Below are 15119 nucleotides of genomic sequence, written 5' to 3'. Positions count from 1 at the left end.
AGTTGAAGTATGATAACCGGACCTTCAACGGATGGGCAAAGAACGCCATTGCAGGTTTTTGAAACCCTGTATATTGGCGATGCGGAGCCTTGGCCGTCGTTCGCCGGGCCTCTATCAGTTAAGGTGGGGCCAAATCAAAGTTCGTAAGCGAAGGCAGTCAACGACCACGACGGCTCGTATCGTCCCGGGGGGTCGGGTCTACAGGGAACAACACGAGGTTATGCAATGAGTGAGATTGGCGAGCGGGTTAAGAAGATCGTGGTCGAACACCTTGGTGTTGAACCCGAGAAGGTTGTCGACGCAGCGAGCTTCATCGACGACCTTGGCGCCGACAGTCTGGACACCGTCGAGCTGGTGATGGCGTTCGAAGAAGAATTCGGTTGCGAGATTCCGGACGATGCCGCGGAGACGATTCTCACCGTCGGCGACGCCACGAAGTTTCTCGAGAAGAACGCGAAGAGCTAAGGCTCTTTAATTTTCGCGGGGACAACATTGAAACCGGACGGGCCGCTGACCAGCGGTCAGCCGGTTTCTTGTTATTGGCCGTGAATCTTTCGATGCGGAGTTTTCGGATATGAGGCGGGTTGTCGTCACGGGTCTCGGCATGGTGTCGCCACTCGGTTGTGGCGTCGAGCCGACCTGGAAGCGGATTCTCAACGGCGAAAGTGGGGCGCGCAGGATCGAGGGCTTCGACGTCTCCGATCTTCAGACCAAATACGCCTGCACGGTCGTGCGCGGCGACGGCACTAACGACAGCTTCAATCCCGATATCTGGATGGAGCCGAAGGACCAGCGCAAGGTCGACGACTTCATCATCTTCGGCATGGCGGCTGCGGGCCAGGCGCTCGACGATGCCAATTGGCATCCCGAGTCCGAAGAGGACAAATGCGCGACCGGAACCATGATCGGGTCCGGCATCGGCGGCCTCAACGGCATCGCCGAGACCGCGATCCTCCTGAAGGAACGCGGGCCGCGCCGGGTGTCGCCGTTCTTCATTCCGGGCCGCCTGATCAATCTCGCGTCCGGCTATGTCTCGATCAAGCATGGTCTCAAGGGGCCGAACCATTCGGTGGTCACGGCCTGTTCGACCGGCGCGCATGCGGTCGGCGACGCCGCCCGTCTGATTGCGCTGGGCGATGCCGACGTCATGGTCGCCGGCGGCGCGGAATCCCCGATCAGCCGCATCGGAATTGCCGGCTTCAACGCTGCGCGCGCACTCTCGACCGGCTTCAACGACACACCCGAGAAGGCCTCGCGTCCCTACGACAAGGACCGCGACGGCTTCGTGATGGGCGAGGGCGCCGGCGTCCTCGTCCTCGAGGAGCTCGAGCACGCCCAGCGCCGCGGCGCCAGGATCTATGCCGAAGTGATCGGCTACGGTCTTTCGGGTGATGCCTATCACATCACCTCGCCGTCGCCCGATGGTGATGGCGGATTCCGCAGCATGGCGGCCGCGCTCAAGCGCGCCGGCCTCACGGCATCCGATCTCGACTACATCAATGCGCACGGTACCTCGACGCCGCTCGGCGACGAGATCGAGCTCGGCGCTGTCGAGCGCCTGCTCGGCAATGCCGCCTCCAAGGTCGCGATGTCCTCGACCAAATCGTCGACCGGCCATCTGCTCGGTGCCGCCGGCGCAATCGAGGCGATCTTCGCCATTCTCGCGATTCGCGATAATGTCGTGCCGCCGACCATCAACCTGGACAATCCGTCGGTCGAGACTGCCATCGATCTCGTGCCGCATACGGCGAAGAAGCGCGAGGTCAACGTCGCGTTGTCGAATTCTTTCGGTTTTGGCGGTACCAACGCGTCGGTGATCTTCCGGCGGCTGGTTCAATAGTTTGCGTTTGAAACGAATCCACCGTTTTGCCGTATTCGGCGATAGTCATACCCCCGTGGGCGCGTGCATTGGCTGGACAAACGATTGTCGGGCCGCGATTGAACCGGCAGGATTCAGGTTGCATCGATGAGTGAAAGGCCGCCCATTTCGCCCCGGAGTCCGCGGGCAGCGCTTGAGCCCGAGCAGGTCCCGCCGCCACCGAAGCGGTCGGACCGCGCCCGCAATCCTTTCGTGATCGTCGGCAACGCCATCATCACCCTGCTGCTGATCGCCATGCTCGGCGCGGGCGGCGTGTATTATTACGGCCGGCAGGTGATCGAGGCGCCGGGACCGCTTAAGGACGACAAGATCGTTAACATCCCGCAGCGCGCCGGCAAGCGCGACATCGCCGAGACCCTGAACCGGGAAGGCGTGACCGACGTCAATCCGTGGGTGTTCATCGCCAGCGTCGCAGCGCTGAAGGCGAGCTCGGACCTGAAGCCCGGCGAGTATTCGTTCCAGAAGAACGCCTCCTTGCGCGACGTCATCGCCACCATCGTCGAGGGCAAGGTGGTGCAGCATGCCGTGACCGTCCCGGAAGGCCTGACGTCCGAGCAGATCGTGGCGCGGCTCTCCGACAACGACATCTTCACCGGCAGCGTCCGTGAGCTGCCGCGGGAAGGCACGCTGCTGCCGGAGACCTACAAATTCCCGCGCGGGACCCCGCGCGAGCAGGTGATCCAGCGCATGCAGCAGGCGCACAAGCGCGTGCTGGCCGAGATCTGGGAGCGCCGCAATCAGGACATTCCGGTCAAGACTCCGGAGCAACTGGTGACGCTTGCCTCGATCGTCGAGAAGGAAACCGGCAAGCCCGACGAGCGCAGCCGTGTTGCCGCGGTGTTCGTCAACCGCCTGAAGCAGAAGATCAAGCTGCAGTCCGATCCGACGATCATCTACGGCATCGTCGGCGGCAAGGGCACGCTGGGGCGCCCGATCAAGCGCAGCGAGATCACGCAGCCCTCGCCCTACAACACCTACGTGATCGAGGGCCTGCCGCCGGGCCCGATCGCCAACCCCGGCCGCGCCTCGCTGGAAGCCGCCGCCAATCCGGCCCGTACCCGCGACCTCTTCTTCGTCGCCGACGGCAGCGGCGGGCACGCCTTTACCGAGACCTACGACGCGCATCAGAAGAACGTCGCCAAGCTGCGCGCGATGGAGAAGCAGATCCAGAACGACACGGTCGAGCCGGCCGAGGATGCGCCGCCGGCGGCCGCCGCAGCGCCCGGCGCAGCCGACACGCCGACCGCGGCTACACCGGCACGGCCCACCCAGCAGAAGAAGCCCCCGGCGGCGCGCCCCGCCAATCCCGCGCCGGCCCGCCAAGGCGCGGTGCAGTCGTCGCCGCCGGTAATCCAGCGCTAGCCTGAGCGCAGACCTGCCTACGGGACTTTGCGGATTCCACTTTCCTGCAAAATAGTCTTAAGATTCGCGTGGCCTGATGGCCTCGCGAATCCCATGCTTCTGGAGAATTTGACCTGATGGCGCTGTCGTCCATGACCGGCTTTGCCCGAAGCCACGGCGCTAGCGGGCCGTATACGTTCGAATGGGAATTGAAGTCGGTCAATGCCAAGGGCTTTGACCTCAGGGTGCGGCTGCCGCAGGGGTTCGACGAGCTCGAGGCCTACGCCAAGAAGCGCGCCGGCGAGATTTTGTCGCGAGGAACCGTCTACGCCAATCTCACCGTCAAGCGCACCAACGCCGCTGCCTCCGTCCGCGTCAATGAGGACGTGCTCAACGCCGTCCTGAAGGCCGCCGCAATGATCGCCGGCAAGGTCGACGCCGTCGCGCCGAGTGTCGACGGCCTGCTCGCCATCAAGGGCGTGGTCGAGGTCGCCGAGCCCGAGGGCGACGAGGAGGAGGACAAGGCCGCGCGCACCGCCGCGGCCGAAGCCTTCGACAAGGCGCTCGCCGAACTCGTCGAGATGCGCAAGCGCGAGGGCACCTCGCTCGGGCAGATCCTGATCCAGCGGGTCGACGAGGTCGAGCAGCTGGCCAGGAAGGCGGAAGGCGCGCCCGGCCGCAAGCCCGAGGCGATCAAGGCCAGGCTCGCCGAGCAGATCGCAACATTGCTCGACACCTCCGACCGCTTCGATTCCGACCGCCTGATGCAGGAAGCGATTCTGATCGCGACCCGCGCCGACATCCGCGAGGAGCTCGACCGCATCGCCTCGCACATTGCGCAGGCGCGCGAGCTGATCGGCAAGGGCGGCCCGGTCGGCCGCAAGCTCGACTTCCTGGCGCAGGAGTTTCACCGCGAGGTCAACACCTGCTGCTCGAAGTCAAACGACATCGAGCTGACCAATACGGGGCTCGCCATGAAGAACGTGGTCGAGCAGTTTCGCGAGCAGGTCCAGAATCTGGAGTGATCGATGACGACGGGCGATCACGGAACTGACGGAGTCGAGCGGCGCGGATTGATGTTCGTGCTGTCCTCGCCGTCGGGCGCAGGCAAAACGACGCTCTCGCGGATGCTGCTTGAGCGGGAGCCCGGCCTGAAGATGTCGGTGTCGGCGACGACGCGCGCCAAGCGCCCCGGCGAGGTTGACGGCCGCGACTATCTGTTCGTCGACAAGCCTCGCTTCGAAGCGATGGTGAAGGGTGACAAGCTCCTGGAGTGGGCCACCGTGTTTGACAATCTTTACGGGACGCCCCGCGCCCCGGTGGAGGCGGCACTGTCGGCCGGGCAGGACGTGCTGTTCGACATCGACTGGCAGGGTACGCAGCAGCTGCACCAGAAGGCGAGCGTCGATGTGGTTCGCGTCTTCATCTTGCCGCCGTCGGCGGCCGATCTCGAAAAGCGGCTGCACTCGCGCGCGCAGGATTCCGACGAGGTGATCCGCAATCGCATGAGCCGCGCCAGCCACGAGATGAGTCACTGGGCGGAGTACGACTACATCGTGATCAACAACGACGTCGACAAGGCCTTCGCCGAGGTGCAGTCGATCCTGAAGGCCGAACGCCTCAAGCGCGAGCGGCGGACTGGCCTCGTGGGCTTCGTGCGAGGTCTTCAAGGCCAGCTTCAAGGCTAGGCTGCGACAGCCGCGGCCCTTCCTGCGCTAGCCGTTCCAGCATCGCCGTGATGATGTCGATGTCGACGGCATCGTCGCGCTCAGCGTCGTCCCGGTGGGCCGGCTCCTCGTCGTGAACGTCGTTGACGGCGAGCCGCGGCGCGGGGGTCTCGATCTCGAATTCCCCTTCGAATACCGCGATCCCGGCCTCGTCGGGTTCTGCATCCTCGACCCGAGCAGGCTGGGCCTGGCTTGCGACCCTGGCGATCGCGTCGCTGAATGCGGCGAGCTGCTTGGCCTGAGGACGCGCGGCGTCGAAGTCCACCGGGTGTGGCCGCTCTGCGCGCGCCGCCGCGGCAGGTGCGGCCTCGAGCCAGGGCGCGCGGCTGTCGTCGCGATCCTGCGGCTCGCGCTGGTCCCAGTTGACGCGGCGGTCGCCCGCCTGGACGCGGACGCGTCCGCCGGCGAAGCGATAGATGACGCTGGCGAGCAGGCCGGCCAGTGCCAGCGCGCCGACGATGACGAGCATCAGCGTCTGCAGCGAGCCGGTCGGCTTGTCGGCGAGGATTTCGGCGGCAGCGAGCGTCCCAGGGGCAGGGGCCTTGGCCGGCTTCGCGCTCGGCTGCGCGGCGGTCGATGCAGGTGTGGCTACGGGCTGTTGCGCGGGCGCGGTCGTGCTGGCGTCGGGCCAGCGTTCGGCAACGGCAGGCGCTTGCACGCTGCTGTCCGCCTGCTGGGGTGCCGGTGGGGCACTCGCTGCGGCCGGCGCGGTTGCTTGCGGCGCGATGTATTCGGCGCGCGCATTCTGCACCGATTGCACCGATTTCGGCGCGGTCGACTCCGGGGTCGGCGTGTCAGCCGTCGCCTGCGCGCTCTGCGTGACCTTGCCGCCTTCGGCGCGCAGATACCAGCACTGCCGCTTGGTCGCGCGATCGAGGCGATAGAACCAATGCTGGCCCTGCGGCGCGGCGCCCTTCGGCGAACCGAGGCAGTCGCTTGCCGCATTCGCCGTGCTTGCTGCCGTTGTGGCTGCTGCCGTGGGTGCATTCTGCGATACGGCCGCCAGGGGCACGCCTGCAATCACGCTGCCAAGTAGCGCAGATATGAATTTCGCGGTGCGGTTGCCCATCCTGGTCTCCCGATTACGCATGACGCAACTCGTTACCGTCCCTTTCTCGTCAAAGAGTTGGGTGGCAATGAGCCGCAAATCCGGAGAGGATGTGGCCTGAATTGGGCCTGCGGCGCGTTCGTTCCACCGCGCATGCAGGCAATGTCGAGCGCTATTGCTTGGTCGATGTCCAGGTTCCGCCACAGCCGTCGGAGCGGCGCCAGGTTCCGGAACCGCTGCGGCCCGAGAGGCGGCCGGCGCCCGTGAAGGTCACACCATTGCCCGCGCCGGACGTATGAACCGAGCCGCTCGGGCTGACGCTGCCGCTGACTCCTTCCCCGATGACCCGGCCCGAGGTCACGACGACCGCGCCGGAGGTCGAGCCGCCGCAGCCGACGCTGACGACCACCCAGGCTCCGTCGAAACCGCCGCCAACACCACCACCGCCGCTTCGGCGCGGCGCAGAGCGCTCTTCAGCCGCCGGCTTGCTGCGGCGCGCCGAGGATGCTGGCTCGGCCGAGCGATCCGAACGCGAGCCGGACAGCGACTTTTCGTCATTGCCGATGGCGCCGCCGGCGCTGCCGGACTGTGCGAAGGCGGACGATGAAGCGAGGATGATGAGGGAGCCGAAAGCCAACGTCCGGGCGATAACGTGCGACATGAGCGATCAATCCAAAAATCAAAAGGTACTAGCGGCCGGAGCCGTCGGCGCAGACGGACCCGATAATCCGGCAAGCTTTGCCAGCCTTGCCGCATTCGTCAAGCGCGGCGTCCTTGGCGCGCTGGACGCTGTCACGCTGGACCAGCGACCAGGATTTGTCTGATATCGCGAACGCGCCGCAGCTCTTGCCATAGAAGGAGAGCTCGATCGGGCATTTGGCGCCGGCGCAATTGCCGCGCGCATCCGCCACCGCCGCGCGCCGCGAGGCGTGGTTCCAAGAGATGCCCCATTTGCTGCTGTCGGGCCCGTAGACGATCGAGCCCCACGGCTTCAGATCATCCATCTTGCGCAATCGCAGCAGCAGGCCCTCAGTCGGCTCCCCGTTCGGCGCCATGGAAATCCGCTGCTGCAGTTTCGTAATCGCGCGGGTGAGGCCGTCGGGCGTGTCAGGATCGAAATTCAGCTCGTAGAGCCGCTCGTTCAATTCGCTCAGCAGCGCAGCATCGCGCAAAGGCACGCGGTCCGGGTCGGCGCGCAGGCGCTCCGCCGGCAGCGGATCAGGCTGCATCGCGGCGACCTGCGGCGGCGCTGCTTGTGTCGGGGGTACGAAATAGAAGGTGCCATCGATCGGCGAGGACGACACCCAGGGCTGCTGCGCGCCCGATGTGGCCCGCTTCACCGCGAGGCCGACCTGGTTGAAGGTCTGGAACACGTCGAGGCCTGCGGTCCGCACCGTCGCGGCGAGCGCCTTGGTGTAGGGGCTGTGGCCATCGCTGCCGTCCTGCGCGACGTTGCCGGGCTGCGTCGCGTAGGAGATCAGCGTGCCCTCCGGCGCGCGCATCTGCGCAAGGCCGCCGTCCGAGGAACGAAGGCCGCGTGAGCCGAACGGGTTGTTGCGGCAGGCATCGAGGATCACGAGGTTGAGGCGCGTGCCAGATCCCTGCATCTGGCGCAGCACGAGATTGACGTCGGTCATCTGAAAATCGACGTCGGCCTCACGCGTCGGGTTGGCGCCGACAGGCACGAGGTAGTTTGAGCCGGCAACCTGCACTCCGTGGCCGGCATAGTAAAACAGCGCGACGTCGGCGCCCTGGACCTGCCGCCCGAAGCTCTGTACGGCAAGGTCCATTGCGCCCTTGTCGAGATCGAGCTGGGCGCGGCCGCCGATCAGCGTGAAGCCGAGCAAGCCAAGCGTCTCCGCCATCAGGCTGGCGTCCTTGGACGGGTTGTCGAGCGGCGTGATGTTCTTGTAGGCGGAGTTGCCGACCACCAGCGCGATGCGCTTCTCGGCGGATGCCGGTTGCGTCACCGCAGCAAGCGTGGCTGCGATCAGCGCCGCCAACCCCGCAACGCGATTGAAAATCGTCGCGCGCATCAAAATTCCCCAAAATAATGAGGTCAGTCTAGCAGCCCGGCGCGTGAGCGAAAAGTGGCGTGACGCCCTTGTGGGCCTCATCGGCGCGAGGGGGTTGACGAGGTCTCTTGCCCGACGGGGCGTTAGTAGCCGCGACCTGCGTTCGTTATTTTCGGGGGCGCCAGCGTGGAGCGGCGTTAGGTCAGCGATGGGTTTCGCAAGGGCTCTACCCATCCGACAGCTAGGAACTGCGGCCTACTTCCACACCCGCGCAAGCATCAGCGCCAGCAGCCCCAATACGGCGCTGATCAGTCCTACCATCGCATAGGATTGCGCGAACACGCCGGTTTGGACGAAGACTTGGCACGCGATGGCGACGCAGATCGCGGCCAGTAGCAGGCAGGCGCAGCCAACGATGATTGAGAGATAGCGAATCGCGGTTGCGACGGGTTTTGCGGGTGAGGTGGCATCAGTCATGCAGGGTTATAACCGCGCGAGCGACGGCGGGTTCCTTCGTCGTGCTGCATGCGCCGAGCTATTCGCCAAGTCATTCAATCGTGCGTGCAGCAATCGACGAGCGCGCGCCAGATGCGCTGGACTTCGAGCGTTCGCTCGAACTCGAGGATGTGGTTTACGCCAGATGGCGGCGATGTTGCGTCCGGGCGCATCTGTCGCGGTGCGATCCAGCGTTCCGATATCGGATCGTACCATTTCGCGGGACTAACCAAGTGAGGGGCTCCTTCGCAGGCTCAATGCGATACACCGGAGATCGAGGCCGTGTCCGTCATCGGCTGAGGCTTATCGTTGCCTTCGCAGTGAGCAAACGGCTATGAGCGCGCAGTGTTCCAATGCAGGCCCAAGTCGTCGGTGTTGAACAAGTCATCGGTGTTGAAGCAAGACCGATCGCTAGCGCTTCGGCTCGTCGCCTTCGTCGGACCGGGATCGGTCGGCTGACGTCTGCGTCTCCTTGACATGGTGTTCGTCGAGCACCGTATCGAGGGATCGTTCGCCCGGTCCGTTGTCGGCGCGCTTCGCCTTGCGGCATCTTCCGAGCAGCCGCTTGATGTCATCGGCCGCCTGGAGCAGCGGCGGTGTCAGCGAGAACAGCGCGCCCATCGCGATGGCGATGATGGTGTGACGCAGCGAGATCTTCTCGTCTTCGTCGAAAGGATAAGCGTTGGGCTCGACGGCAGCCGGTGCAAGACCTGCCGACGATCGTGGACGATCCGGCCTTCGCGGCTTTCGCGGCGGCATCATGATCACGACGAAAAGCACGTTGATCAGCAGCCAGATGCCGATGATGATGAGAAATGTCTGCATTCCAAAACCAGGAAAGTATAAATGTGCTGCCGGCTAAAACCGTCATTGAACGGCGGTTCGCTCCTTAATGCAAGTTGTGCTTTGGCTGCCGGCAAGCGAAGCGCGAGATGCGGAGCGCAATGACTATCGGAATCTGGCGGATTGGGACGCTGTTCGACCGGACTACCCGCCCAGCTGAACTGAACCGATCGGCGTCCCTTGTCCGGCCCGTCTCGCGAGCTGGCCTCTCACCGAAACCGCCGCGTCACCATAGCCAGCACGAACACCGGCTCGGTGCCGTCGAACACGCTGAGCGTCCAGCTGTCGCCCGGGCGTAGCGCATGCTCGACGTCGCGGGAGAGGCGGACCGCTTCGCGCCAGGCAGCCTCGTCGTCGAGGAGCGCTTCGCCTGTCGTATCGGTGTGGGGCTGCTGGCCCTCGAAGTGAAAATAATACCGCGGCATGTCCGGGCAATGCGGGGTACGCGATTATGTTCCGGCGGCGCGGTTGGTTCTACCCCGCTGAGGCCGCTCGTCCCAGCACTTCGCGAAAATGCCTCTTCACCGTGTCGTTGCAGGCGCAGGCGCTCGACTCGAGCGCGGCGGCATCGAGGATCAGGATGGCGCCGCGGCGGGTGGCGAGGATGCGCCTCGCCTTGAACGTCTGGATGACGCGGCTGGCATAGCTGCGGGAGACGCCGAGCATGCCGGCCAGCTGCTCGTGGGTGAGGGGGATCTCGTCGCCGCCGATATGCTCCCGGGCCGCGATGATCCATTTGGCGGCCCGCTGCTCGATCGAATGCGCCGCGTTGCAGGCGGCGGTCTGCAGCAGCTGCGCGAACTGGCAGGCTGCGTAGCGTGCGAACAGCTCCTGCAGGCCGGCCGATCGTTGCTGGGCCTGTTCGAACGCGCGCAGCGGCAGGCGCGCGAGCGTCCCGCCGACCTTCACGACGATGCGGGAATAGGCCAGCGACGGTCCGCGGCCGGCAGGGATCCCGATCGCGCCTTCACGGCCCACGAGCAGGCTTTCGACCTCGCGATCGTCCTCGACTGGCACTGCGAACGACACGAACGTCGGGCCGCAGGGAAAATGGACGGCCGCGACGTCGTCGCCAGCGTGATGCAGGATGTGGCTCGCGGCGAGCTCGACCGATTGCAGGTGTGGGCTGAGCAGCTCGAAATCCTGGGCGCCGAGCTTGCGAAGCAGATCGTTCTGGGGCCGGCCGGTCACGCTTCTCGTCACTTGGTTCTTGATCTTGGCTGGTGCTCGGCCGGGAATCGGCACCTCGAAAATCCTACGTTTCCGCAGCGGAACTGACGGTTCCAAAGTGCACACAAGGCCTTGCGGGAGTCGAAAATTCCCGGGCAGGCAGGAGCTGATCCGTCGGGCGTTGCCCGTAGAGCACGCTGCGAACTTTGTTCTGGTCCGGAGAACTACGTAAATTCGAGATCCGCTGGTCGTTCTGTTCAGGAGTGAACACAGAGCGCGCACGGATGGGCGCGTCGAGTTTCCGGTGCACCTCGCGGCGGCGCCGCAAGGCGTTGTCCGGGCCGGATCATCCCAGGTGAATCCGGTGCGTGGCCGGGATGCGGCCTTGGGCTATTTGCTTGCGATAGGCGTCGATCGCCTTGTTGGCGAGCATCAACTGCCGGCGTTCGCCGGTCCTGAGCTGGGCTTCGATGGCATCGAGAAGCATGTTCGCCGTCGCATCCGGAGGACCGAGCTCGCCGCTCTTCTCCAGACAGCTCCAGGCGATGAAGAATGCGCTTTCGACAGTGCAGCGGATGGTCATGGGCTGCCAACGCAGCGCGGCCGAAGCCGTTCCGTGCGCGGCGGCGAGACATCCATCCCGCCGCCGGCGAATAACTCAGTTCTTCAGCACGATGCGTCCGACCACCTTGCCGGCGCGCAGCTCGTCGATCCATTTCTGGACATCGCCCATCGGCTCCTCGCGCATCGGCGTCGGCTTGATCTTGCCCGCGCGGGCCAGCGCCATCAGTTCCTGCGCCTCCGCGAGCGTGCCGACCATGAAGCCTTCGATGGTCATGCGCTTGTAGACCCATTGCACCATCGGCAGCGTGAACTGCCCGCCCATCAGGCCGGAGACCACGATCTTGCCGCCGCGCGCTGCGACGGCGACCGCGAACGCCATCGACTTCTCGTTGCCGGCGAAGTCGACGATCTCGTCGAAGCCGCCTTCGGTCTCCTTGAGGATGCGCTTGATCACGTCGGGCTCGGACGGATCGTAGGCGCCGGCTGCGCCGTTCTTCAGCGCGGTGTCGCGCGCGGCCGGCGAGAGGTCGGCGACCGTGATCGGCTGCTTGAACATGGCTTGCGCGAACGACAGGCCCATCATGCCGACGCCGCCAAGACCGATCAGCAGCAGGTTGCGCTGGCGCGGACGGTCGACCAGGCGCTTGAGCGCGCCATAGGCGGTCACGCCGGAGCACATCAGGGTCGCGGCCTGGTTGACGGGTAGGGGATCGTAGTCGAGCAGGTATTTCGCGTCGGGCACCAGGACGTGGGTGGCGAAGCCGCCGTCGATGGAGACGCCGAGGAAGCGCTGCTTCACACAGAGATTCTCGTCGCCATTGGCGCAGTCGCGGCACTGGCCGCAGCCGATCCAGGGAAACACCGCCTTCTTGGCCCCGACGAGGCCCGCAGGAACGTCAGGTCCGACTTCGTCGACGACGCCGGCGATCTCGTGGCCAAGCGTGAAGGGCAGCGTCATGCCGCGCGTGGTGTCGAGCTTCTTGCCGCCGCCGAGATCGGCGTAGCCGTCCTGGATGTGCAGATCGGAATGGCAGAGGCCGCAGCGCTCGATGCGCACCAGCACCTCGCGCCCCTGTGGCTTTGGCGTGTCCACGATGGTCTCGCACAGCGGCGCATCGAACTTGACCAGGGATTGCCGACGCATCAACGCCATATTCCTTCCTCCGAAATTCCTGTTATCGAGCCTCGCTGCGTATATCCGCCAATTCACGCGCCATGGCAACAAAGCCGGAAACAGGCACGGTCTCGGCGCGCCGCGTCGCATCGACGCCGGCGGCGGCCGCAAGACGCGCGGGATCGACGCCCAGCGATTTGAGGCTCTGGCGCAGCATCTTGCGGCGCTGGCCGAAGGCTGCGGCTGCGACCTGTTCGAGCAATCTTCGATCGCAGGGAAGCGGTTCTGCGCGCGGCACCAGGCGCACGACGGAGGACGTGACCTTCGGCGGCGGCACGAAGGCGGATGGCGCAATGTCGAACAGGATCTTGGTCTCGCAGCGCCAGTTGGCGAGCACGCCGAGACGGCCATAGGCCTCCTCGTCCTCGCGCGCGACGATGCGCTCGCCGACCTCGCGCTGGAACATCAGGACCATCATGTCGTACCAGGGCGGCCATGGCTCGGTGGTGAGCCAGCCGATCAGGAGCTGGGTCGCGATATTGTAGGGCAGGTTCGCGACGATCTTCGCGCGTTCGCCGGCGAGCAGCGGGCGGGGATCGAAGGTCATGGCGTCGCCGTGTACGATCTCGAGCCGACCAGGGTAGCGCGCGGAAATATCCTGCAGGGCGGGGATCGCGCGCTCGTCATGCTCGATGGCGACGACGCGCCTGGCGCCGAGCGCGAGCAGTGCGCGGGTCAGCCCGCCCGGGCCCGGGCCGATCTCGACGATGGTGGAGTCCTCGAGCGGCGCTGCCGCGCGCGCGATGCGCGCGGTGAGGTTGAGGTCGAGCAGGAAGTTCTGGCCGAGCGATTTGCGGGCCGACAGCGCGTGCTGGCGAATGACCTCGCGAAGCGGCGGGAGGTCGTCGATCGCGCTCATTCGCTTGTCGCGGCCGCCATGCGGCTGGCAAGCCTCAGCGCCGCGATCAGGCTGGCCGGATTGGCTTTGCCGGTGCCGGCGATGTCGAAGGCAGTGCCGTGATCGGGCGAGGTGCGGATGAAGGGCAGGCCGAGCGTGACGTTGACGGCGTCGTCGAAGGCGACCGTCTTGATCGGGATCAGCGCCTGGTCGTGATACATGCAGACCGCACAGTCATAGAGGTTGCGCGCGGCTTCGTGGAACATGGTGTCGGCGGGCAATGGGCCTCTGGCATCGATGCCGTCGTTGCGCAGCGTCTCGAGCGCAGGCGCGATGACCGTCTGCTCCTCGTCGCCGAGCGAGCCGTCCTCGCCGGCGTGCGGGTTGAGACCGGAGATAGCAATGCGCGGCGTCGCGATGCCGAAGCGGGACTTGAGCTCGGCGGCGACGATGCGCACGGTCGAGACGATCAGCTCGCTGGTGAGCTGGGCCAGCGCTTCGCGCAGCGAGACGTGGATGGTCACGGGCACCACGGCGAGCCGCGGCGACCACAGCATCATCACCGGCTGCGGCACGCGGCCGTCCACGGCCGCGAGCTCGGCGAGGAATTCGGTGTGGCCGGGATGACGGAAGCCTGCGCGGTAGAGCACGCTCTTGGCGATCGGATTGGTGACGACGGCGCTGGCGCGCCCTTCGCGGACATCGGCGACCGCCTGGCGGATCGAGGCGAGCGCAGCCGGTGCGCTCGATGCGTCGGGCGAGCCGGGCCCGGCCGTGGCGTGCGCGCCGGTGGCCACGACGGGCAGGGCCTCGGCGAACACGGCATCGGCCTCGCCGGCGCTTGACGAGGCGATCCTGAGATCGGCACCAAGCGCTTTGGCGCGCCGCGCGATCGCCGCCTCGTCGCCGAGCAGATAGAAGGCGGGCAGGTTCAGTTCACGGCGCCTGAGCCAGGCTGCGATCGTGATGTCGGGGCCGATGCCGGCAGGCTCTCCCAGCGTCAGTGCGAGGGGCTTGGCAGGGTGGGCGGCCATCAGCGGTTGCGATATTCGATCATCGCCGCCTTGCGGAGCTCGTCGAGATAGGTCTTCTGGGTCTTCTCGTATTTCTGCTGGTACATCTTCTCGCGGACCTCGCGCTTCTTCGGCGTGTCGATCATGGTCGGCTTGCGCGAGCACAGCACGACCATCTCGATGCCCGCCTTGGTTACCTCGGGCGCGGTCAAATGGCCGATCGGCGTGTCGTCGAGCACCTTGCGCAGCGCCTCTGGCAGCTCCGCGGTGGTCTTGGTGACGCTGTCGCGGATGGTGGCGTTCGGCGTCGAGCGGAACAGCGAGTTGGCCTCCTCGCAGCTTCCGACGCGCGAGCGATATTGCTCGGCTTCCTTCATCCGTGTCTCCTGGAAGGCCGGAGACGAGCCGCGCGGCACGATCAGCACGATCGGCTGCATCTTGTATTCGGTGCCCTCGATCTGCAGCTTGTCGCCGGTTTCAGCCTGCACGGCCTGCGCCACGTCGCGCTCGCCGACCATCAGCTTCTCCTTGTAGCGGCCGCGCACGAGGCTGGTCCAGACCATCTCGGCCTTCATACGGCCCTTCAACGTCTCGGGGCGCACGCCCTTGACCTCGAGCGACTTGGTGAGCTGGTCCGGCGTGATGCGCATGCGCTGCGCCATGCCCTCGTAGGACTGGTTGATGTCGGAGACGCCGGGATCGACGCCGTACTTCTTGCCCTCCTTCATCTTGATCTTGTCGTCGATCAGCTCGTTGATGACCTCCTGCCGGCTCGGGGTCTTCTGTGTCGTCAGCTGGTCGAGCTTGGAGCGCTGCTCGATGTCGAAATCGGTGATGGGGTCGCCGTTGACCATGACGACGATGTTCTGCGCGCGCGACGGCGAGGGCAGGCCGGTCAGGAGCAGCCCGGCGCTGATGGCGAGGAGGAGGCGGAAGAAAGGCAATGGGGTCGTCATGATTGTCGCTCGCATGTCAGCCGAAATGAGCCTGCGATCGGAAACGCGGTCGTCAC

General features: G+C 65.7%; 17 protein-coding genes. 5 read left to right on the top strand and 12 right to left on the bottom strand.

Features of this window, described 5'->3' with window-relative positions; all coding sequences use genetic code 11:
• Nucleotides 1-225 precede the first annotated feature (225 nt).
• The 5 genes from FNV92_RS20845 (at nt 226) to gmk (ending at nt 4908) form a co-directional block, all read left to right on the top strand.
• Nucleotides 226-465, top strand: a complete 240-nt coding sequence (locus FNV92_RS20845) for an acyl carrier protein (RefSeq protein ID WP_006020277.1) — start codon at nt 226-228, stop codon at nt 463-465.
• A 109-nt stretch (nt 466-574) separates the two neighbouring features.
• The gene (gene fabF / locus FNV92_RS20840; protein WP_015686652.1) at nt 575-1840 is read left to right on the top strand and encodes a beta-ketoacyl-ACP synthase II; all 1266 of its coding nucleotides are present in this window, start codon (nt 575-577) and stop codon (nt 1838-1840) included.
• 126 nt (nt 1841-1966) lie between these two features.
• Nucleotides 1967-3241 (top strand): endolytic transglycosylase MltG, encoded by a 1275-nt coding sequence (gene mltG, locus FNV92_RS20835; protein ID WP_041748371.1) that lies wholly within the window; start codon nt 1967-1969, stop codon nt 3239-3241.
• Between the two features lie 116 nt (nt 3242-3357).
• Entirely contained in the window at nt 3358-4245 is an 888-nt protein-coding gene (locus FNV92_RS20830; protein WP_143844762.1) for a YicC/YloC family endoribonuclease, read from the top strand.
• Between the two features lie 3 nt (nt 4246-4248).
• A complete protein-coding gene (gmk, locus tag FNV92_RS20825; protein WP_143844763.1) occupies nt 4249-4908 on the top strand; it encodes a guanylate kinase in 660 nt (219 codons plus the stop codon).
• On the opposite strand, the gene FNV92_RS20820 is transcribed toward gmk, so the two are convergent.
• From FNV92_RS20820 to FNV92_RS20765, 12 genes are all read right to left on the bottom strand, one after another.
• Nucleotides 4841-6016 carry a hypothetical protein gene (locus FNV92_RS20820; protein WP_143844764.1) on the bottom strand — a complete coding sequence of 392 codons (1176 nt, stop codon included), beginning with the start codon at nt 6014-6016 and terminating at the stop codon, nt 4841-4843. The genes gmk and FNV92_RS20820 overlap by 68 nt on opposite strands.
• Before the next feature lie 151 nt (nt 6017-6167).
• Nucleotides 6168-6656 carry a hypothetical protein gene (locus FNV92_RS20815; protein ID WP_143844765.1) on the bottom strand — a complete coding sequence of 163 codons (489 nt, stop codon included), beginning with the start codon at nt 6654-6656 and terminating at the stop codon, nt 6168-6170.
• A 28-nt stretch (nt 6657-6684) separates the two neighbouring features.
• Nucleotides 6685-8031, bottom strand: a complete 1347-nt coding sequence (locus tag FNV92_RS20810; RefSeq protein WP_143844766.1) for a caspase family protein — start codon at nt 8029-8031, stop codon at nt 6685-6687.
• Between the two features lie 234 nt (nt 8032-8265).
• Nucleotides 8266-8487, bottom strand: coding sequence for a hypothetical protein (locus tag FNV92_RS20805; RefSeq protein WP_143844767.1), 222 nt, complete (start codon nt 8485-8487; stop codon nt 8266-8268).
• A 429-nt stretch (nt 8488-8916) separates the two neighbouring features.
• Complete coding sequence (locus FNV92_RS20800) at nt 8917-9330, bottom strand: phosphonate metabolism protein PhnM (RefSeq protein ID WP_143844768.1); 414 nt, start codon at nt 9328-9330, stop codon at nt 8917-8919.
• A gap of 227 nt (nt 9331-9557) precedes the next feature.
• Nucleotides 9558-9773, bottom strand: coding sequence for a DUF6894 family protein (locus FNV92_RS20795; RefSeq protein ID WP_015686643.1), 216 nt, complete (start codon nt 9771-9773; stop codon nt 9558-9560).
• A gap of 49 nt (nt 9774-9822) precedes the next feature.
• Complete coding sequence (locus FNV92_RS20790; protein WP_143844769.1) at nt 9823-10539, bottom strand: Crp/Fnr family transcriptional regulator; 717 nt, start codon at nt 10537-10539, stop codon at nt 9823-9825.
• A gap of 325 nt (nt 10540-10864) precedes the next feature.
• Nucleotides 10865-11101, bottom strand: coding sequence for a hypothetical protein (locus FNV92_RS20785; protein WP_143844770.1), 237 nt, complete (start codon nt 11099-11101; stop codon nt 10865-10867).
• 75 nt (nt 11102-11176) lie between these two features.
• Nucleotides 11177-12235, bottom strand: a complete 1059-nt coding sequence (locus tag FNV92_RS20780) for an alcohol dehydrogenase (protein ID WP_143844771.1) — start codon at nt 12233-12235, stop codon at nt 11177-11179.
• Between the two features lie 22 nt (nt 12236-12257).
• Nucleotides 12258-13115 carry a 16S rRNA (adenine(1518)-N(6)/adenine(1519)-N(6))-dimethyltransferase RsmA gene (gene rsmA / locus FNV92_RS20775; RefSeq protein ID WP_143844772.1) on the bottom strand — a complete coding sequence of 286 codons (858 nt, stop codon included), beginning with the start codon at nt 13113-13115 and terminating at the stop codon, nt 12258-12260.
• Complete coding sequence (gene pdxA, locus FNV92_RS20770) at nt 13112-14128, bottom strand: 4-hydroxythreonine-4-phosphate dehydrogenase PdxA (RefSeq protein WP_143844773.1); 1017 nt, start codon at nt 14126-14128, stop codon at nt 13112-13114. The genes rsmA and pdxA overlap by 4 nt, the downstream gene beginning before the upstream one ends.
• Nucleotides 14128-15063, bottom strand: coding sequence for a SurA N-terminal domain-containing protein (locus tag FNV92_RS20765; protein WP_168213620.1), 936 nt, complete (start codon nt 15061-15063; stop codon nt 14128-14130). The genes pdxA and FNV92_RS20765 overlap by 1 nt, the downstream gene beginning before the upstream one ends.
• Nucleotides 15064-15119: the final 56 nt, after the last annotated feature.

It is taken from the genome of Bradyrhizobium cosmicum, assembly GCF_007290395.2.
Classification (GTDB): Bacteria; Pseudomonadota; Alphaproteobacteria; order Rhizobiales; family Xanthobacteraceae; genus Bradyrhizobium; species Bradyrhizobium cosmicum.
This window is presented reverse-complemented; position numbering and strand designations above follow the sequence as displayed.

Excerpts from the sequence above, each read along its gene's own strand:
- FNV92_RS20805 (WP_143844767.1), bottom strand. The coding sequence starts at position 8,487 with ATGACTGATGCCACCTCACCCGCAAAACCCGTCGCAACCGCGATTCGC.
- fabF (WP_015686652.1), top strand. The coding sequence starts at position 575 with ATGAGGCGGGTTGTCGTCACGGGTCTCGGCATGGTGTCGCCACTCGGT.
- FNV92_RS20795 (WP_015686643.1), bottom strand. The coding sequence starts at position 9,773 with ATGCCGCGGTATTATTTTCACTTCGAGGGCCAGCAGCCCCACACCGAT.
- mltG (WP_041748371.1), top strand. The coding sequence starts at position 1,967 with ATGAGTGAAAGGCCGCCCATTTCGCCCCGGAGTCCGCGGGCAGCGCTT.
- pdxA (WP_143844773.1), bottom strand. The coding sequence starts at position 14,128 with ATGGCCGCCCACCCTGCCAAGCCCCTCGCACTGACGCTGGGAGAGCCT.
- FNV92_RS20815 (WP_143844765.1), bottom strand. The coding sequence starts at position 6,656 with ATGTCGCACGTTATCGCCCGGACGTTGGCTTTCGGCTCCCTCATCATC.
- FNV92_RS20780 (WP_143844771.1), bottom strand. The coding sequence starts at position 12,235 with ATGGCGTTGATGCGTCGGCAATCCCTGGTCAAGTTCGATGCGCCGCTG.
- FNV92_RS20820 (WP_143844764.1), bottom strand. The coding sequence starts at position 6,016 with ATGGGCAACCGCACCGCGAAATTCATATCTGCGCTACTTGGCAGCGTG.
- FNV92_RS20845 (WP_006020277.1), top strand. The coding sequence starts at position 226 with ATGAGTGAGATTGGCGAGCGGGTTAAGAAGATCGTGGTCGAACACCTT.
- FNV92_RS20810 (WP_143844766.1), bottom strand. The coding sequence starts at position 8,031 with ATGCGCGCGACGATTTTCAATCGCGTTGCGGGGTTGGCGGCGCTGATC.
- FNV92_RS20765 (WP_168213620.1), bottom strand. The coding sequence starts at position 15,063 with ATGACGACCCCATTGCCTTTCTTCCGCCTCCTCCTCGCCATCAGCGCC.
- FNV92_RS20785 (WP_143844770.1), bottom strand. The coding sequence starts at position 11,101 with ATGACCATCCGCTGCACTGTCGAAAGCGCATTCTTCATCGCCTGGAGC.
- FNV92_RS20800 (WP_143844768.1), bottom strand. The coding sequence starts at position 9,330 with ATGCAGACATTTCTCATCATCATCGGCATCTGGCTGCTGATCAACGTG.
- gmk (WP_143844763.1), top strand. The coding sequence starts at position 4,249 with ATGACGACGGGCGATCACGGAACTGACGGAGTCGAGCGGCGCGGATTG.
- FNV92_RS20830 (WP_143844762.1), top strand. The coding sequence starts at position 3,358 with ATGGCGCTGTCGTCCATGACCGGCTTTGCCCGAAGCCACGGCGCTAGC.
- rsmA (WP_143844772.1), bottom strand. The coding sequence starts at position 13,115 with ATGAGCGCGATCGACGACCTCCCGCCGCTTCGCGAGGTCATTCGCCAG.